Here is a 19,917-nt window from a genome sequence, read left to right on the forward strand (position 1 = left end):
GGCTAAATAATTTTAGGGCTTGGTTTAATATCGGTAATAGTATCAACTAAAGCCTTAAAATCTAAAGCTTTGTCAGGGTAACACTTGGCTATGGCTTCTGGTATTACCTTTAAACGTAAATCAGAAAAAGAAAAGCCCAAACCATTGTTCGCTTCCGGCCCTGTTAACCTTGCCAATTCATGTAACTCAGTTTTACTTAATGATACGCCTTGCAGGTCGTTGGCAAAGAGTTGATAGCGCTCATCATCATTGGGCCTGTCAAAGGTTAAAACTATCGCAGCCCTCCTTATAATCGCTTCATCTATAAAATGAAGTCTGTTAGTAGACATGAAAACTATCGCCCGCCCTTGCAAATCTCTTATTTCATCGATCTTTTGTATTAGCGTATTGACAGCTGCTTTTTCCTCCTGGTGCATTTGACTGGTTGAGCGGGTGGTTGCTATGGCATCGGCCTCATCTATTAATAGAAAAGCAATACGCTTTTTACCAGCTTGATTTTTCAACTCCTGAAAAGCATTGTTTACTAATTGTCCCATCTCGCCGTGCAGGCCTTCACCTCTTACACGTGTACTTAGTTTTAAAAAATAACCTTCCTTACCCAAATCTCTTGTCATGGCATCGGCTATCGCAATCGCCGATGCAGTTTTGCCGGTACCCGCATCACCTTCAAGGATGATGAGCGGGTATTTGTCGGTCAAATGGGCAATTGCAGGCAGTGTTGTTTTATGGTGTTTTTCACTCCACTTTTTTAAACCCTCCTGGTCAAGCAACAATTTAAGATTTGTATAGATACGGTTGAACTTACTCTGAAAACCTATCAACGATTTGGTTTTTTCTCTGATGTCTGCGCTGGGCAGCTCGATGGTATTATCAAATATTGACATGGCTGTTATTTATAATTTTCTTTTTTAAGTTCATATCCATTACTTCCATAAAGTTGAGCACTTTGGTTTACAAGGTGTCGGAACGAAGTATCAATTGAGCTAGCAGACCAACCAATCTTAAAATCATTTACCAGCATGTATGCAGCTTGTTGATCTGCTGTTAATTGGCCCCAGGCAGTTTGGTATTCCAATACCATGCTTAATCGTGTTCCTACTATGTTGTTCCAATCATTACTTCCAGGACGTTCACCGCTTTGTGCCTTACCCTCTTCGTTTATGGTATACTTTACGGCCCTTATCACAACATCGCTGCTATTAAGTAAGGTTATACTAACTTTTTTAAGATATTTACTTTCAGCCAGTTTCAACACATCGTGTATCAGCCGTTCTGCATACTCCATTGTCCACTTATCAGTCCTTCGCGCAATCATGCGTAAATCTGCTTCAAACCCTTCAAACGTTTTTCGGATATCAATTACGGTATAGGTCTTGGTATTTGTTGTTGTATTATATTGGCTCATGATTAATCTTGATTAATGTTGAAACTTGGACCGAACACCGACTTCCACTCTTCGTTTGTACTCCCGCCGGTGTTTATAGATTGGGCATAATTCAAAGCCTCGAAAGCAAAGTCAGCTTCTTTAGCAATATCAGCCCAGGTTATGGTGTCTGTTTTTTTGCCGGCATTATTTTCATTATTAGTTGGATCGCCAATAAATACGGGTGTACTATAAACTGGTATTTGATTTATAGCCTCTTTAAACTTTATTACCGGGAAGTTAGGGCCACTCACAAACCTAAAAAAACGGATAATACCTTCTTCGATATTGGTTTCTATACCTTCATTAACATCAAGGTAAGCTACGATGAGTTCAATCATAAAGGATGTTAACTCAGGTTTAAGCTCCTTGTAATTACGCCACCATTTTAAACAGCGTACTATTGCGTTGAATGAGTTGTTGGCCTGGTATCTGTTTTTAGCAAAGGCAAGCTGCCCCTCGACGCTAGTTGTATACTTACCACCACCACCTCTTTGCGGCTGCAAAACATAACCGGCAGGTGAAGCTAATGGTACAACTGGAACAATATCAATTTCGAGCCCTGAACTGATAAATTTAATTTTAATGGATTTGGTATTACCTTCCATATCTACATCTCTTTCGATATCCTTAGTTGGGTAAATACTGGCCAAATAATCATACACAAAGTCGTGTAGTTTCTTTAAATCCTTAGCCAGGTTCGCATCACCTTCAACATAGAGTATCAGGTCGATATCTATCGGATGCTCACCTGTGTGACGCAGGATAGTGTGTTTTTTCCAAGATCCTGCAATTAAAAACTTCGTTACCCTAATGGCGTTGCGTTCGTCGTTTTTAATTTTGTCTTGCAGCTTATCCTTTAAATGGGTTAGCTGATCGCGATACTTGCCCATATTCTCTTGTTTAAGTTTGATACGATGGACAAAATTTTTCAATTCACTGTTTGTTAACTTCATTGCAGTTCTTCTCCTGTACACTTTACGTGCACCTTTTTTGGTGTTCAATAAAATCCATTTAAATCGGCAGGAACGCTCCGGTAACAGGAGAGAAGTATGAAATGATAGCCTACAGCTTATAAACCACGACAGTTTAAAATTTTTGTATGTTTGCTGCGTTACTAAAATACCGTTGTCATACTAGCATGTCAGAACCTAACGGTTCACCTGTTTACTTTGACACACTTAAAACCTGATCGGCCTCGACCCCTTTCAGGTTTTTTCTTTTATATTATCATAGTACATATTTTACGACTGGTAGCTGTAACTGCTTTTCTCCAGGTTCCAAATTATCGATATCAAATCCGCTTACAGCGTTGAACATTTTTTCAACGTCACGTATTTCCTGTTTTTTCATTTTATCGCCAATCAACAAATAGGTTGTTAATGACGCTGCACGTTCACGCGCATCAGGACTTGCTATTATTGATTTGTTAAGGTTAATAATAATGTTAACCCAATGCGGATCATTCATACTCCAGGTAAGGGTGTTTGCACGTTCTATCAGTTTATCAAGGGACAATGTTGATTTTTTCATCGCGCCAACTAAGCCTTCAATAAACGCTATCTGGCCGGCGGGCTTAAACAATAAACTGTATTTATGAGACTCCTTGCGCATATCCGAAACCGTCTCACCACTTTCCTTATCTTTAACATCTTTGAAGGGAGTAAATTTCGAAAAAAGGGTATTCCAGAAGTTATTTACAATGTTACCGGCCTCTGTTAATTCTTCGGCAGATGGCCGGTTTATGGTATCTTTTTCACTAAATTCTCGGAACCTTTCTTCTTTCTTCAGTATGGTTTGAGTCATTTCATATAGCGCGCTTAGCGTGGTAAAGCTACCGCTACGAGCTGACAAGGTATTATTACGCCAGCTTACCAAACCCTCTTCGCTCAGTTTAACATCTGAATAAAATGGGGCATCTTCGTCATAAACCAGCCTGCGGGTAACAATTGCAAATCCATCGTCTTCGCTAGTTAAAATATTATCACCACGGCTTGTTGATTTTGCATACCGGTTTACTTTATTGAATATTCTTCTGGTTTTTTCGTCGCTCTCATGGTTAATGAAGATCACACTAACTTCATCATTGGCTATTTTTTCACTTTCAGTACCTTCCACTTCTCCCTGCATTACGCTTTTTAAACCATACCACCTATGTTGCCCATCTAAAACTAGTAGTTTACCGCCATCAATAGTAATGAAGCCAATATCTTCAGCTTGACTCTTGTAAGCCCGCGGTAAGTTCATTTTAAAGTCCTTTACTAAGCTTTCAAATATTAACTCACCATCGTAAACTAATACTATGATCGAACCAAAAAACCGATCAGGTGAATTAGCTAGATAAGGGGCTATCTGATCTTTTACTCTTTTTAAGTTTGCATCGCGCTGCATCCGTTCATGAGGTGGTAGATCTTTCCACCACTCTTTATATGCTTCAGCCGGGCTTACGCCTTGAAGAAACTCACGGACAACCATCTTTGATAGAAAATACACTGTATTTCCCATTTTACCTCTTAATGCTGGTGATACTATTGCCATAACGTCATCTATGTTTGTCGCAAACTTTGTCAAAATATTAACTTGTTTGCCTGAGACAAACGTAAAACTAATAACCTGTATTTCCTAAACAAATAAATAAAAAACCCATGTTTGTCGAAAACATGGGTTTTTTATTATTTGAAAAGATGTATAATTAGCGCAGAATAGGCTTTTAAACTCAAAATATCCAAGGGGCAACGCGATCCCAAAGCAACTCAAGTATTTTCTTAGCTCTACGTTTAACCATCAAATCATTCCATTCCAAATCTTCTCCATTTAAGATATGGTTTATATGTGATGAGTAATTTGAATTTTGCAACATTTTTATAGTAGATTCAGATAACACAACTCCTTCGGATTTTGCCTTATTAGCTAACTCAATTAGTTTACCAGGGTCTTGTTCGCTCAAGTGCTTATAGTAAAGCACTTTCTCTTTCCAGCCCTTGTTGCTGGCGCTGCTATTCACCGCCGTTGGTAGCAAAGTTAAATTACCTATTGAGTGGTAAAGCTTATCCAGTTCATATAAAGTTTCGCTCCACCTACCATTGGAACTTTCCGGCGCAATATGCTCTATTGTTTGAAAGTCGGATGATTTCCATTTTTCTAGTTTAAGGAAAGGAGAAGAGTTTGGGGTGGCTGCTTTCATTAACCCGGGGTTTGATGGATCTGGAATTGTGTCATGCGCACTATTATATAATGCAAACTTTGTAACAGAAGCAGAATTATCATACCTGCAAAATACAATAGCCTTTTCAAGCCATTCTTCTTTAGTTGATATACCTTTAGCCTTTAATGTGCCGGCAAGGTATTTTTTTACATCAGAAATTTTAAAATCCCTGTGGTCTACCCATTGGTGCGGTTCAATACCAGATTTTGTCAGGCCCTTAAAAAAGCTTCTATAAGCATCGTCAAGGCCACCATTTGAATAGGAAGACCTCCAAATAATATAAAAGGCTGTAATTGCTTTAACTACATTAACAAAGTTCTTTACAGAATCCGGTTTACCCTCAACAACATTACTGTAAAAGCTAGCCAGTATGGTAATGGACATCTTATGGTTACTGTCTTTCAGGAATAACATAAGCAGTGACACAATGTCCGCATCCGATGAGCCTATTAGCACATCTATCGGCATGTTATTCTCACCTTTATAGTTATTCCATATTTCATCATAAAACTCTGAATAGTTGCCGAAGAATTTGATGAAGTCGCGCTTTGCCTCTGTGCCTGCAAGCTTTTTCTGATAAATTTTCTCAAGCCATTTTCGCTGAGAACTAAAGTGTGTTGCCAGCTTAGTACCTTCTATTGGTAACGCGAAGGAGGTAAGCAATTCGTTGGTCAACTTGCTTTTCTGTGCAGCACTTTTTAGATCGTCAAAGGCATGTTCTATTTTGCTGAAATATTTTTGTTCTACTGACCCTTTAAATTCACCACCATCTAAGTTAGCTGTGTTCACTACCAAAGGCTTGAATGTTTCAATAGCAGTTAATGGTGTACCTGTAGCGTTTAAGGACTGGAACATATCAAATGCCCAGTCATCATTTACAGGTTGGATAATGGTAAAGCAACAACGATCCAATAAATAATGGCAAACAGAAAGTATTTGAATCAGCGAAGACAATTGAAAACTGAACGATCCTTTATCAGTAAATTCCTCTATATCGATCAGCTCAATTAAAGGTGTGCGGTCATATTGCCAAATATTTTCCTGACTTATGTTTTTGATAATATCGAGGCCGGAACAAAAACCACTATCATTAATATGTGCTTCAGTTACTGTCCGAGATAACCAGGCATTGGCAATAAACAAGTTCTTACCTGCATTACTATCCTTTTCAAATTTTGGATATTCCTTATTTCTAAAAAAGTGATCTATAAACTCAGATAAATATTGAGATACCGATGACTTATAGCTTTCATTATGAGCTTCTGCCATAACCCACTTGTCAACGCTGCCGCGTATTATTTTCGGTTTGAGTGTGGGAGTGCCTCTTTTCAAGTCGACAGAAAATACATCTTTTAGTTTATCCTTCCAGTATTGGGTTATTTCGTTGATTTGATTTGTTAGTTCTTCTCTTTGCGCATCATCGAATTTTTTGATAGACTTAATTAACCGCTCCTGAGCAAGATCAATATGCTTAAATAGTAGTGCTGCTAATAAAGAAATAGTGGATAGGCGTTGTTGCCCATCAATAACTTTCTCTATTGATGATGGCAGCGCCCGGGTGTCTTGAGGCTGGACTTTGTTTTTGTCTGCTTCCGTTACGGTAATTATTGTTCCTAAAAAACGAATCTCATTTTCATCACTGTCTTCATCCTCAATAACATTCTCTACACCTTTTGAAATATCTTCCAATAATTGTTCGATATTATCACTATCCCAACTGTATTCGCGTTGATACAGCGGAATGTAGAAGCCTACTCCAGGCCGTTGGTAATACTCGAAAACACTTCGGTTCTCAGTGTTAAAAGCATTGTCTATGTTTATCATTAGAAAATTAAGGTCTGGAAGATTAGTAAATATTGGGGAAGTTAATGATTATTTTATTTACTCCTGAAATACCTTGGTTGGCGATACCGGTCAATACCTATCAAGAGGTATCGTTTTATTTGCTGTAGCAAACCGCTGTAGGAAATTTATACCGGCTTCTAGACTAGAAAAATGCGAATTCGAAGCATACCGCACGATGTTAAAATAGTTGGCAAAAGAGGGTTCTGAAACTGAGCGTTCATCAACCAAAATAATTGTTTTATTGAGGCCTAAAGCTAAACCCGCTTCAAATGCCAAACCATAACCGGAAGGATTCGACTTTTCCATATAAGCGAAAAGAATATCACATTCCTTAACAAAATGTATGTCCCAAGTAGTATAATCTACCGGATTATCAAGTCCATGTTCCCTGGGATTAAAAAAAATAAAACCATCACCCAACTGTTCTATAACTGTTTTTTGCCAGTTGCTACGGAAACCGCCGGATAAAAAAACTTTAGGTTGTTGCCCCATTTGTTAACTGTTTGGACAAATATATCGAAAAAGGTAGGCTCAAGGCAATAGCGTAAAAGCGGTTTCGCGTTTCTCTAAGCAAAAAGTAGCTACCAATCAGAGCCAGGTATAGTATCCAGAAATGACTGCCTGATTTGAAAAAATCTAACTGTACAAAACAATGCTTCGCAATAGAATGCAGCAATCCAAAACATCCTATTGTAATCGATACGTTGCCAATATGTCTTGATAGTTCGGAGCGAAACATGAACGTATAAATTTTTTGATCCGCTTCTGGGGATAAGCTCATCATAATATTTCTAACCTCCCTAAGTGAGTCGAAATCTATGGCAGTCATACCTGGAGGCAATGGTTTGTTTTTTAAAATGTCAAGTGCGTTAATGTATGTTTTACGAACTTTTGCCTCATTCTCTTTTAGTTTCAAATAAGACCGCTTCCCCATTTTACGCTCCTTCAATTCGCTATAGCCATAAATTATGTAGCCTAGGATATAAGCTAAAAAACACACTACAGGTGACATCTCATTTGTCGTGCTCGAGATTAAATTACTATGATAGAAATATTTAGGATTGATACACACGGACAGAATCAGCAACAGGTAAAGCCCAGGGATAAAATATCCAATAATATCCCAAACAAATTCTTTAAACGATTCAAAAAAAGACTTCACACCTTCCATATTTTTATAAAGTTAAATAAAGCAAGAGGCGCAACCAACGCCTTCTTCTTCATCTAAAATATCAACTAAAAATTTAGACTTATTTTTAGACCGTTCTATTCGTTTAGCATACTCATTTTTAATCTGATGTATTCTGTCTGCGGCAGTCAATTGCTCCAAACTTTCATTTTGCATCCAAGTATAACCATCCTTTTCGTACGCCATCGCTTTTTTAAACAGCTCCGGATGTTGTTCATACAACCATACCCATTCAATTTTTTGTTGATAGAAGCAAAAGAAACACCCAGAGCGGCTTCTGGCATAAGACGATTGTCTTCCGTCAACATCAAAATCAATTTTCTTATAATAAGCCGGAACACCAACGCCTGAGTCTTCTAATATTTTAAAAATGTCATCGCGTACCAAGTTATCTTCATTATCTAATAATGGAAAGTAAGCAGTATCCTGTGCAAGAGGGTAAGCAGTCGTTTTCAGATAGTCATATATAAGATAGTTGGTTTCTTTGACACCTAATTCCAATAATTGATTTAGCTTGTTATGCATGTGGTAACTAGGACTTATTGGCTTCAACAATACCTGCATAATTCGGGTTTTAGCAGATCCAAAATCCAATTGGTCAAGTGATGCGATCGTTTGCTCGATAATGTCATTAGCCAAGAACTTTTCTATTACATCCTCACTCCAAATATTTCTACGGAAAGGGAAAATAGATTGTATATTAGTTTTACGAGAAATATATCCCTCTCTGTCTTCATCACCCCGAATACCTACGTAAGATACAACTAAGTCGTTACCGACATATTTCTCAAAAGGCTCTAACTTTAATTTCTTTGTGCACCACCTGGTATTTGAAGATGGCAAAAAGCCGCCATACATCTTTAAAAAATGGTCAAAGGGATCTTCATGACTATTCTCTGCGGCCTTTAAAATAGTAATGCTTTTACCAAGATAAACTTCTAAATTACTTATGAGCTGGTATGTCTCATCAAGTTCTTTACCGGTATCACTGGAGTAATAGTCTACCTCCATTAACGGATACAACATTTTTAAATAAATAGCAAGGGCCGCACTGTCCTTACCCCCCGAAATGCCTAATACGTGCCTTACTTTACTCATGGGATAACAGTTTTTGCAAAAGTGTGGTTAATACTAATTTATTAATGTCAGCATCACCCGTCAATTTGTTTTCTAATTCGGTGACATATTGATCAAGTTGCTCTGATTTAACCTTTGGTACACGGACAATACTTTTTAGAGACATACTACCAAAGGTGTTGAACTGTATATTATAGACCTGTTCTTTTGATTCATCAATTTCAATTGCTGACAATTCCGTTAATCCGTCAAGATCCTGCACCATAGATTTAAACGACTCGTATAACACATACTCATCTTCATCACGTAAATTCTCCAACGATTTTCCGACAATAGCTTGGCAAACTGAACTTAGCCAAGCTCTATTGTCATCAAGTAATGAATCAATACGCTGCACAAATGATTTTTGCTTTTGAAGTAGGAGATGGCGTTTTAAATGCTGGTAGCGATGCTGAATCTTTGATTTCATTTCCTCGAAGCCAAGTGTGGTCTCTTCAAATAGAATATCCTGTTTTATATAATTTTCAAAACGATCAATTAACGAATCAAAGCAAGTACGTATTTCCCGGATGGCATTTTGCAAAGTATCGGTATACGTTACCAGTTCATTCGAATGTTCATTCAAATCTTTTAGCGTCGTACCAAGTGCTGTTGGGAACGATTCAAAGAAAGTGTACTCAGGATCTTTAGATTTGGAAATGGCATCCCGAATTGCCAAGGCCGGCTTACTCAAACGCAAGGTGTTTTTTGCATAGTCCGGCAAAGATCTATAGAATATTAAGAATGGCTTGATAGTCTCAATGAAGGACACATTGCCTATGCGTTCTTTAATTTCCTGGTCAAGAATGACCCTGTAACTATTAAAAATATCCAGTTTCACACCATCAATATCAAATGCTTTAACCTCAAAGTCCTTTGGCTTTTTGACCATTAACTCCAAGGTTTCTTCCGTAATATAAGGAATGAACGCATTGTCTACATACAAAGCAAAATCGTCTCTTTTCAAGAAAAGAAACGAAGGAACCCAAAAATCAATAAACCCCTGCTTTAACTTAAATGGCTCGGTAGATAGTAATTCAAAAAATTCCGTTAATGGCTTACGGTTACTCTTGGTACTGTTAAGAAATTTAACACTTTCTTTCCATAGTTTATAAAAACTATCTCCAGGTTTTAACTCAAAACCCGCATAAGTTTCATCACGGTAGGGAGCAAGGCCGTTATCTTTCAACAATGACTTAAAAATCATTTTTTCTGGCGGAAACTTATTTTCAGGAATACCAAGATCTGGTTTATCCCAATGGTTTACCAGGCCTTTAAAATAAGAGCGCTTTGCTGTGTGTATAGCTGAAGAAATTTTATGTTTGTTAACTAATTCGTTTTTAAACTTAGGTGCATCACAATAGACGTCTTTACATACCTGAGTTAGCAACTGGTTAAATTCCTTCTTAGAACTTATGGCCTCGCTGTCGTTATTCCAAAACCAGACGATATCCGTTGAACCTTTGTAAAGATTAGTTAATATATAGTGATTAAGTAGTGTTTTTTCGTGTACTATAATGCTCTCCAACTCTTTTCTAGCAACTCTATCGTGCTGATTCTCTGTTAATACCTTTTGGGTTTTTTCCAGGTCATATAGCAGTGCTTTGATCTTTTTCGCATTTTTGTAATAGACGAAAATATTGGCGGCCTTATTAACTGAAAGTTGCTTAATAATATCTTCATCCAACTGATCATTAAAAATCAGCTGTATATAACCATCAATTTCACCAATAGGCTTTATAATTGTCGGATACTCTGTGATTTCAAATTGAAAATAACGGCTGGTTCCATTGATATAGCTATATTCTTTTGCAAGCACCGGTGAAAACTCAAAGTATTTTTTTAATACAGTAGGCACATCCGTAATTGCCGAAACAGATTGATTAGCCTCAATCAGTGCTAGCTCGATATCTATTTCTGTTTCTTCAGTAAGAACATATCTTTTGCTGTGCTTCCTGTAGCGAATGATACTCTTAGAAACCAAATCTTTTACCAACTCCTCAGCATTATTGATTCCTAAGCAGTATTTAGCATAGCCGGTCAAAAAATCTTCGTCCAATATCGACCCGGCATTTGAAAAATTGTTTAATAGGCCAATCGTTTTGATGATCTTTAAATAGCCATTTAGGTTTTTATCAAACGTGTTTTCAACCTGTTCTATGGCAACTTTAATGGCAGACCACGATGCAGCGTCAGGGTTGTATTTAGAATTTAAGAATGAAAAAAAGTTATTAGTGAGATAATCGAAAACATTCGCCAGGTTATAAAATGGATCACTATCGCCAAGTTTAAATTTAGATAAGCTGGCGCTGTCCGTAGACTCCAAAAATGAAAATAATGAACGCTCGTTTTGGCCATACCGTTGCAGGGAGATAGTAAGTACATTGGCTGCCAGCAAATCGAGAGGGAATAACTTTGCGGCTATTTCCTTACTATACTCCGCTTTAAAGCCCTTGGAAGTTTCAAACAGAGATAATGCAACCTTCACCGTTCTTTTTAGTGGAACCAATGTTGTTGCTGCCGAAATGTGTTCCGCCGCAAGATAAAGCAGTTGCTCAACTGGTTCGTTAAAAGTGATCTCCTTAAAACGCCCTTTCACTTTTATCCATTCATGACGTAAGCTTTTATTAAGATCGTATGCGTAGGTATCAAAGCTTTGATGAACTGATGTGATCAAAACGATATTATATTTAGAGTTATTGGCAAACTCCGCTAACTGTTGAACAAAATAAAGTTCCTTTTCGGGTCTATTTTTTGCAGCATACTCTAAAAATTTACCGAACTCATCGATTACGATAACCAAAACCTGGTTCTTTGAACCGGCCGCTTGATAAACAGCAAACAATTCAGCAAGGATGTGATCTATTCGGTGCTTTGCTTCATTAACGCCTAAATGTTCAGCAAATACATCTATAATAGATTGATAGCTGCCTACAATTTTTAAAAAACTGCAATTAGAATTAGCAAATAATTTGGTATCAAAATGCTGTGCTTGCCCTATTAGAGTTTGCTCCAAGGCTAACAGGAACGATGACTTTCCAGTGCCATAGGATCCAATTAAATTAAATGACCTTAAACCTATAGTTATGTCATCTTGAATCTGGTCTACTACTCTTTTGGTATTCGGGGTAGCAATATATTTAAACTCCCTCGATTCGTCTCGCAGGATGTTTATAGATGGTGAAAATTGCTTGCTCATGCTTCAGATCTTTTAAATAAAGTAAAAGGAGATTCCGGCTTGTGCTTAAATTGAAGTTCTTTAATGCCAGCTTGGTCACTATAGGTAATCCAATCTTTTTCTGCGATTTGCTCGATCAATTCTAACAAAGCGTGTCGGCTTAACGCAAAAATGGCTCCTGGGCTATTTTCATCGTTCTCTAATGCATGCAAACTAATAGATGAACCAAACTGCTCATTATCTAATATACTATATAAAAAAACCTGAGGCGTGAGCGTTGGACGTTCAGCATTATTTATATAATAAATACCCTTCTGTTTAAACTTAAGTAGTTGAAGTTCTGACAAAAGACCTAGGAATGAATCCTCAGTCAATTTGTTATCTTCTGATTTATTAAGATACATTTTTTTGAACACATCAAAATCATCTCCAACCGTTTTTATATTGCTCGTTTCAAGTTTGCGGGATATGAAGGCTTGGAAATTCTCTTTAGAAAACTGAATTTTTTCTTTTCTGAACTCATTGAATATCAATGCGTAAATCGATGCAAAGTTCGTTTTGACTAATTTGTAATGTAAAAGCCAAAGACTTTGGTCGTCCTCTAAATATGGATCAAAACCTGTGTGATCTTTAAACAAAAAATGTGCAAAATCGGTGGGTTGTTCATCAAGGCCAATGATATCAAATGCTTTAAGCCAAAATTTTATTGCGGTAACCATATTCTTACCAACACCTAATGTTACAACAGCATCGCTTGCTGAAAATGAATGGCCGTTTTGAATGAAGTCATAGCCTTTCTTTAACCATAAAAGTCTGCAATGGAAGCTTTCATGTCCAGAGAAGGTATTTTTTACAGTTATTGAAGGAGTTAGTAACATATATGGACTATACTAATAATTATTAAAATCAAAGGTAATAATTGCTAATAATATTAGCAATTATTTAAGCCTATATTTCGTTAAGCAAATATCAACTAAGTTATCTGAAATAAAAATAGCTATTTCAATTGTTGAGTTGCAGATTGTCAGGATTGTAAACATGTCAATTTTCGCTTCAGTGAGGCCATATCTCGGCTTATCTTGTTCTCCTGAACTCGCGCATAAATTTGAGTTGTCGTTATTTTAGTATGTCCCAACATTTTACTAACCGTCTCAATCGGCACGTCATTGCCCAGTGTAACTGTTGTGGCAAACGTATGCCTCGCTATATGGGTGGTTAAATTTTTTTCGATACCACAGAGATCTGCAATCTCCTTTAAATAGGCATTCATCTTTTGATTGCTTTTAATTGGAAGCAATCTGTTTGTGGCGATGCATCCATGATCGTCTTTGTATTTTTCTAAGATGGCTATTGCTTGGGGGAGCAATGGCACGTTTGCGACGATTTCAGTTTTGGTTCTGCTGGTCTCAATCCATAATTCACCATCATTTCTTTTTTGGACATGTGCCGGTGTCAGTTTTTGTGCATCAACGAAGGCATAACCAGTGTAACAGCTGAAAAGAAAGCAATCCCTTACCTCTTCCAGTCGCTTAATTTTAAACTCTTTTAGCGAAAGTATGGATAGCTCATGTTCCAATAAATGTGTCCGGGATACCTTACGTGTGGTGCATTTAAAGGCCAAGAATGGATTATGAGCGATCCATTTGTTATTTACGGCAATGGTCAGAATTCGTTTTAACCGTTTGATGTAACTCATCGCCGTATTATGCTCAATGCCTTCATGAATTTTAAGATGTTTTTCAAAATTGCTAATAAAAGTAAAATCAAGCCCGTCAAGTAATAGATCTTGTTTTTTGTACTTCTTGATGATGAAGTCGCCCACCTTGCTTCTTATTGTCTTATATTTAGTTACGGTGGCTTTAACATAGTCCTTGCCTACCAGGCTTTCGATTTCCCGGTTGTGTTCATCAAACACCTCCAATAAACTCCTGCCCGGCGCATCAACCTCCATTTGACCAGTAAACTTAATTTTGATGTCGTCTGCGCTAGCCGTCTTACCGTTACGATTGAATTCCATGTAAATCTCGAACAGGTCGTTACTAACCTCATTGATATACTTGTTAGTGATACGTACATCCTCTCCGCTGCCTTTCATAAAACCTGTTCGCACATCCCATTTCTTGAGATTCAGTTTTTTTTTTAGGGAGATCTCTGCTCTTTTACCCTCCACCGTAACCCTTGCGTATAAGGGTACAAGGCCATTGTTGTCTGCTTTTGCTTTGTTCGTCCAGAAAAGGACCGAAAAACTTTTAGAATTCTTCATAAAACCATGAATTTTTAGTGACCGAATTAATACGTTTTGAACTACTTTGATTTGCTTTGCAATTCATTCAAAATCAACCAATTATGACCTATTCGGTTACCTCAAATTTAGTGAATCACAATAGGTAACCGAATAGGTAACCGAATGATCCATTTTTCTTGGTATGAAACGGGCGCTTATGGCATAAAAAAAGCGCCTAAATCATTGATTTAAGCGCTTTAGATAGGTTTTGTCACCTTTTTAGCGGAATGGACGGGACTCGAACCCGCGACCTCCTGCGTGACAGGCAGGCATTCTAACCAGCTGAACTACCACTCCTCCCGTTTGGGACTGCAAATATAGGAACTAGTATGTGCAATCCCAAAATTATTTTAAAAAAATTATGCCACAGTGCCTTCTTTAAGCTTTTCTGCATTTTCTGCAAATTGTAACGATTCCATAATCTCTTGTAAATCACCATTCATTACGTTTGGCAGGTTGTAAATGGTTAAACCTATGCGGTGCTCGGTAACACGGCCTTGGGGGTAATTATAGGTACGTACCTTGGCCGAACGGTCACCGGTAGACACCATGGTCTTCCGTTTCTTTGAAACTTCTTCGAGGTGTTTCTGCAATTCCATTTCGTAAACGCGCGAACGCAGTACCTGTAAAGCTTTATCGTAATTCTTCAACTGCGATTTCTGATCCTGGCACTGGGCCACAATACCCGTAGGTACGTGGGTTAAGCGCACGGCAGAGTAAGTAGTGTTTACCGACTGACCACCCGGACCTGAAGCACAGAACAAATCTTTACGAATATCACTAACCTGTAAATCTATATCAAATTCATCCACTTCAGGCAATACCACCACGGTAGCAGCCGAAGTATGCACACGCCCTTGTGTTTCTGTGTCAGGAACGCGTTGTACGCGGTGTACGCCCGATTCAAACTTGAGTGTACCATAAGCATCATCGGCCAGTATGTTTAGCACAACCTCTTTATAACCACCACTGGTGCCCTCGGTAAAATCCACCAGTTCGGTTTTCCAGCCACGGCGCTCACAGTAGCGCATATACATACGGTAAAGATCGCCGGCAAAAAGGGCAGCCTCATCACCACCGGTACCACCACGAATTTCAATAATGGCATGCTTGGCGTCTTCAGGATCTTTAGGTACCAGCATGAGGCGTATTTCTTCCTCTTTTAAATCGCGCTGCTCAATCAGTTCATCAAGCTCTATTTTGGCCATTTCCCTAAAATCAGCATCCTTCTCAGTAGCTAAGATTTCTTTGTTGGCATCAATGTTACTCATTATATTCTTGTAGATCTTGTATTGCTCTACAATAACGGTTAAGTCTTTATACTCTTTACTTAGCTGCGCAAAACGCTTCATATCAGCCATGGCATCCGGGCTGCTTAATTCTTCTTCAACCGTTTGCCAGCGGTCGCGTATAAGTTCTAATTTCTCTAACATGGTTTGTTATTCTCTCTTTTCTGGAAAATCAGTTGCAGTGCTTTATAGGGCACGGTAGTCCCGCTTTACGCTGCAAGTTTTTGCCACAGCCCTTGATTCCTACCCGCAAAAAGCTTTACGCTGCAATCGGGTTTAGTTAACACAGGCTTATGCAAAAAGCTAACAAAAGTACGCATTTTCAGATACATATGCAGCTACAAAATAAGGTTACCCGGTAACGGCAAAGTAAAATCAGCCGGTGCAATGTACTGCCCGCTTTCTCCATTAGTAGTTGAAGCAGGTAACAGCCCTGTGGCAAAAGCCGTGTGTTATAAGCGAAAAACTTGGACCGTAGTTAAACAGGCTTGTTGGTTGTTGTTAATGATCGATTTTATTCCTTAGGCTCAAAATACCGCAACTCCACAACGCTGTTCTCCAATGTTGCGTAAGAATTATAGTGGATCCACTCACCCAGGTTAATGTAGCGACTGCCGCCGTTTAGCGCAATATCTAACGGCAAATGGCGGTGGCCAAATATGAGGTAATCATAATATTCCGTTTTCAGCATGTCTTTGCAATAGCTTACCAGCCATTCCTGTTCGTCGCTTTTACGCTGCTCGTTGTCTTTTTGGGCAAGGCGGCTATGCCTCGACCAGTAGTTGGCTACACCAACACCAAAATTGGGATGCAGTCGCTCAAAAAGCCATTGGCAAAGCCTGCTACGGAATACTTTCTTAAGCACCTTGTACTTACCGTCGCCAGGGCCCAGGCCGTCGCCATGGTGCAGGTACAGCTTTTTACCCTGCCGCTCAAGCACCAGTTCGTCGTTAATAATGGTGGCATCCAGCTCCTGCACAAAATAGTCGAACATCCACATATCGTGGTTACCTTTAAACAGGTAGAGCTTAATGCCAAGGTCAACCAATTCGGCCAGCTTACCCAAAAAGCGGATATAGCCTTTGGGTACTACGGTTTTATACTCAAACCAAAAATCAAACACATCGCCCACTAAAAAAAGCTCGCTGGCATCGTGCTTAATGGTATCCAGCCAGCGCACAAAGCGCGCTTCGCGCTCGCGGGAGCTGGTATAGCTTAAAGCGCCCAGGTGGATATCGGATGCAAAATAGATTTTATTACGAGCGGTCATGTATGGCTCAAAAATAGGCTTTTAGGTTGAAAGGAGGAAGCGGAGTGGTAAGGTGCGGGGTGTTGGGGAGCGAAGTGCGGGGAATGAGGTAGTTTGGGATCGGGGTTATAAAGGTGCGAGGTATTAGAGAGCGGGGTTCGGGTTACCCTTTCAACAAAAAAACCCCGCAGGTTGGCCTGCCAGGGTTATTCTAAGCTATCTAAAAACGTCATTGCGAGGTACGAAGCAATCTCTGCGTAGACTAATCAAGCAATTACCTTTCGTGTGCGATTGCTTCGTACTTCGCAACAACGGCTATCTTGAAATCTTCTTTACAATATCTTAAAGCCAATGCTCAATGCCCAAAGGTTAGCACGCTGGCCGTAACTTTCGTTAATTTTAGTTAAGCCACCTTCATAACGTAAATCGGCGGTAATGTTGCCTATATCCACACCGGCACCGGCCTGAAAACCTAAAGTACTGTTCTTGTAGTTACCAAAATCGGCTATCACCGTTTTAACATCATTATTCTTACTTAAATTATATGAGTAAACAGGGCCAGCCATAGCACGTACGTTAATGGAGCCTGCGCTTAGCAATTTACGGCCTAATAATAACGGAACATTTAAAGTGGTAAAGGTAACTTTACCATTGGCGGTTGTAGTATTGCCGCTGCTGCTGCCTTCAAATTTACCGCCACGGCTGCCTAAGTAAACCTCGGGCTGTAAGTACCATGCGTTACCCACACGGGCAAATAAGCCGGCCTGGTAACCCGTAACTGATGATTCGCTCAGGTTATCGGTATTGATCTTGGAAAAATTGATGCCGGCTTTTACGCCTAACATAGCCTGTGCTTTAGCTCCTGCAATAGTTGCTACCAGCAATGCTATACTCAAAATGTACTTTTTCATGCTTTTTAAAATTTAAGGTTAAAGGGTATGATGTTTATTAAGTTCAATAGTTTAACCAAAGGAAACAGAATTTTTGTTGCCGCTGGTGCCGATGCGCTTTTTTTATATTTTTGTATCCATGGCAGAAATCAGTATCAGTAACAAAGACTGGCCCCGGGTTAAAATTAAACTCCAGCGCAAATATAATCATCTCACCAATGATGACCTACAATATAGCGAAGGCCAGGAAGACAGCTTAATAAACAAGCTGGCCCAATTGGTAAACCGCGACCGCACTTATGTGGTGTTTACGCTTAAAAAAGCGCTGGTAAACATTGATAACAACCGGCTCTAAAAATATTTAAGCCCTTCGTTTAAAACAGAAGGGCTTTTTTGTATCTTAGTATATCGAGCTACGTAACAGTGTTTTGAAGGAAATGAGCGTGAAGAATATTTACCGTAAGGCCGGCATTATAACCGGCGCAGCCCTGCTGGCTACTACCATTTGGAGTTTTAGTGATGACCTGTTCCAGATATCCAAAAATCTGGATGTTTTTGCATCGGTATATAAAGAGGTTAACCTTAATTATGTAGACGATATAAACTCGGCCAAAATGGTAAAAACCGGCGTGGATGCCATGCTCGATGGCTTAGACCCTTACACTGAGTTTGTACCAGAATCGGAGATTGAAGATTATAAGCTGCACTACGTAAGCACCCAGTACGGGGGTATTGGCACCAGTATATTTTCGCGCAATGGCAAAGTGTACGTGTCCGAAATTTTTGAAGGTTTCCCGGCCCAAAAAGCCGATGTACGTGCCGGCGATCAGATCATGAAGATCAATGATATTGAGTTGAATGCCCGCAACAGCGACCAGGTAAGCCAGCTGTTGAAAGGCAGCAAGGGCGCCGGCGTTAAATTGCTTATTAAACGCGGCGATGCCGCCCCTTTCGAAAAAAGCCTCATCCGCGAAGAAATTAAGCAGCCTAACGTATCTTATTACGGCATGATAGATGGCAACGTGGGTTACATTAAACTGGATAAATTCCTCGAAAATTCGGCCGATGAAGTGACCAACGCACTGGTTAATTTAAAAAAGAACAATCCATCGGGTATAGTGCTTGATCTGCGCTCTAACGGTGGCGGTATTTTGCAGGAGGCTGTAAAAATTGTAAACCTATTTGTTCAAAGAGACATTGAAGTGGTATCGCAAAAAGGTAAGATCAAGGAAAAAAACTTTACTTATCGTACGGCAACTGCCCCATTAGAACCTAACCTGCCTATGGCCGTGCTGGTGAACGGCCGCTCGGCTTCGGCATCAGAAATTGTGGCTGGCGCATTGCAAGACCTGGACAGGGCTGTAATTATCGGTCAGCGGAGTTATGGCAAAGGACTGGTGCAGCAAACCTTTAGCCTCCCTTACAATAGCCTGGTTAAAATTACTATTGCTAAATACTTTATCCCATCGGGCCGTTGTGTGCAGGCATTAGATTATACACACCGTAAAGATGATGGCAGCGTGGTTAAAGTGGCCGATTCATCTTTACATGAATACAAAACCCGTTCGGGACGTTCGGTTTACGACGGCAGCGGCGTTTACCCCGATTTAATGGTGAAGAAAGAAACTTTTGCCGATATTACACAAACACTTATTGGCAAACTGTTAGTATTTGATTATGCCAACACCTATCGTAACAACCACGCTAAAATAGACAATGCCAAAGCCTTTACCCTGAGCGATGCAGATTATAACGACTTTGTAAAATACCTGGCCGGAAAGAATTATACCTACAGCACAGCCAGCGAAAAAATATTAGGTGCCCTCAAAAATGAGGCTTCTAAAGATAAGCAGTTTGCCGAGTTACAGCCCGAACTGGAAGCCCTGAAAAATAAACTCTCGAGCACTAAAAAGAACGATTTGCAGGTACACAAAACCGAAATTAAACAAGTGCTCGAAAACGAGATTGCCTCGCGCTATTACTTTGAAAAAGGTCGTTACGAGGTAAACTTCAAGTACGATAAAGAAATGGGACAGGCGGTTAAAGTTTTACAAGACAGGCCGCAGGTAGCCTCTATATTAAAAGGCGAAGGCAACTATAAAGTAATTGGCAAACCCCAACTAACCCTGGCTGCCAATAAGCCCGAAAACAACGCAGACAACAATTAATTTAGCTATAATTAACTTTTAATTGTAACTAAAGAGATACATCAGTAATTTTAAACTTTAAGCCGGCGGTGCTTGTCATAC

General features: G+C 39.3%; 16 protein-coding genes and 1 tRNA gene. 2 read left to right on the forward strand and 15 right to left on the reverse strand.

Annotation, left to right across the window (positions count from 1 at the left end; translation table 11 throughout):
- Positions 1–2 precede the first annotated feature (2 nt).
- The 15 genes from IEV61_RS10170 to IEV61_RS10240 all read right to left on the reverse strand — a co-directional run bounded on the left by IEV61_RS10170 (position 3) and on the right by IEV61_RS10240 (position 17,689).
- The gene (locus tag IEV61_RS10170) at positions 3–884 is read right to left on the reverse strand and encodes an AAA family ATPase (RefSeq protein ID WP_188416275.1); all 882 of its coding nucleotides are present in this window, start codon (positions 882–884) and stop codon (positions 3–5) included.
- A 5-nt stretch (positions 885–889) separates the two neighbouring features.
- On the reverse strand, positions 890–1,405 hold the full coding sequence (locus tag IEV61_RS10175; RefSeq protein ID WP_188416277.1) for an HORMA-1 domain-containing protein: 516 nt from the start codon (positions 1,403–1,405) through the stop codon (positions 890–892).
- Positions 1,406–1,407: 2 nt separating this feature from the next.
- Positions 1,408–2,427 (reverse strand): CBASS oligonucleotide cyclase, encoded by a 1,020-nt coding sequence (locus tag IEV61_RS10180; RefSeq protein ID WP_229747092.1) that lies wholly within the window; start codon positions 2,425–2,427, stop codon positions 1,408–1,410.
- 226 nt (positions 2,428–2,653) lie between these two features.
- Complete coding sequence (locus IEV61_RS10185; protein ID WP_188416279.1) at positions 2,654–3,961, reverse strand: DGQHR domain-containing protein; 1,308 nt, start codon at positions 3,959–3,961, stop codon at positions 2,654–2,656.
- A 178-nt stretch (positions 3,962–4,139) separates the two neighbouring features.
- Positions 4,140–6,452, reverse strand: a complete 2,313-nt coding sequence (locus IEV61_RS10190) for a DUF262 domain-containing HNH endonuclease family protein (RefSeq protein ID WP_188416281.1) — start codon at positions 6,450–6,452, stop codon at positions 4,140–4,142.
- A gap of 90 nt (positions 6,453–6,542) precedes the next feature.
- Positions 6,543–6,965 carry a nucleoside 2-deoxyribosyltransferase domain-containing protein gene (locus IEV61_RS10195; RefSeq protein WP_188416283.1) on the reverse strand — a complete coding sequence of 141 codons (423 nt, stop codon included), beginning with the start codon at positions 6,963–6,965 and terminating at the stop codon, positions 6,543–6,545.
- The gene (locus IEV61_RS10200) at positions 6,949–7,644 is read right to left on the reverse strand and encodes a hypothetical protein (protein WP_188416285.1); all 696 of its coding nucleotides are present in this window, start codon (positions 7,642–7,644) and stop codon (positions 6,949–6,951) included. Before IEV61_RS10200 ends, IEV61_RS10195 begins: the two co-directional genes overlap by 17 nt.
- 12 nt (positions 7,645–7,656) lie before the next feature.
- Positions 7,657–8,760: a phosphoadenosine phosphosulfate reductase family protein gene (locus tag IEV61_RS10205; protein WP_188416287.1), complete on the reverse strand. Its 1,104-nt coding sequence runs from the start codon at positions 8,758–8,760 to the stop codon at positions 7,657–7,659.
- Positions 8,753–11,977 carry a hypothetical protein gene (locus IEV61_RS10210; protein ID WP_188416289.1) on the reverse strand — a complete coding sequence of 1,075 codons (3,225 nt, stop codon included), beginning with the start codon at positions 11,975–11,977 and terminating at the stop codon, positions 8,753–8,755. Before IEV61_RS10210 ends, IEV61_RS10205 begins: the two co-directional genes overlap by 8 nt.
- A complete protein-coding gene (locus IEV61_RS10215; RefSeq protein WP_188416291.1) occupies positions 11,974–12,834 on the reverse strand; it encodes a DUF4007 family protein in 861 nt (286 codons plus the stop codon). Before IEV61_RS10215 ends, IEV61_RS10210 begins: the two co-directional genes overlap by 4 nt.
- 146 nt (positions 12,835–12,980) lie before the next feature.
- On the reverse strand, positions 12,981–14,219 hold the full coding sequence (locus tag IEV61_RS10220) for a site-specific integrase (protein WP_188416293.1): 1,239 nt from the start codon (positions 14,217–14,219) through the stop codon (positions 12,981–12,983).
- Between the two features lie 244 nt (positions 14,220–14,463).
- Positions 14,464–14,537: transfer RNA gene (locus tag IEV61_RS10225), tRNA-Asp, on the reverse strand.
- A gap of 62 nt (positions 14,538–14,599) precedes the next feature.
- A complete protein-coding gene (gene prfA, locus IEV61_RS10230; RefSeq protein ID WP_188416295.1) occupies positions 14,600–15,673 on the reverse strand; it encodes a peptide chain release factor 1 in 1,074 nt (357 codons plus the stop codon).
- A gap of 370 nt (positions 15,674–16,043) precedes the next feature.
- Entirely contained in the window at positions 16,044–16,799 is a 756-nt protein-coding gene (locus IEV61_RS10235; protein ID WP_188416297.1) for a UDP-2,3-diacylglucosamine diphosphatase, read from the reverse strand.
- A 311-nt stretch (positions 16,800–17,110) separates the two neighbouring features.
- Entirely contained in the window at positions 17,111–17,689 is a 579-nt protein-coding gene (locus IEV61_RS10240) for a porin family protein (protein ID WP_188416299.1), read from the reverse strand.
- A gap of 118 nt (positions 17,690–17,807) precedes the next feature.
- Between IEV61_RS10240 and IEV61_RS10245 the strand changes: the two genes are divergently transcribed.
- Together IEV61_RS10245 and IEV61_RS10250 are read left to right on the forward strand one after the other, a co-directional pair.
- Complete coding sequence (locus IEV61_RS10245) at positions 17,808–18,023, forward strand: hypothetical protein (RefSeq protein ID WP_188416301.1); 216 nt, start codon at positions 17,808–17,810, stop codon at positions 18,021–18,023.
- A gap of 82 nt (positions 18,024–18,105) precedes the next feature.
- Positions 18,106–19,836, forward strand: coding sequence for a S41 family peptidase (locus tag IEV61_RS10250; protein WP_188416303.1), 1,731 nt, complete (start codon positions 18,106–18,108; stop codon positions 19,834–19,836).
- Positions 19,837–19,917: the final 81 nt, after the last annotated feature.

Source organism: Mucilaginibacter galii, assembly GCF_014635825.1.
In the GTDB taxonomy this organism is placed as follows: Bacteria; Bacteroidota; Bacteroidia; order Sphingobacteriales; family Sphingobacteriaceae; genus Mucilaginibacter; species Mucilaginibacter galii.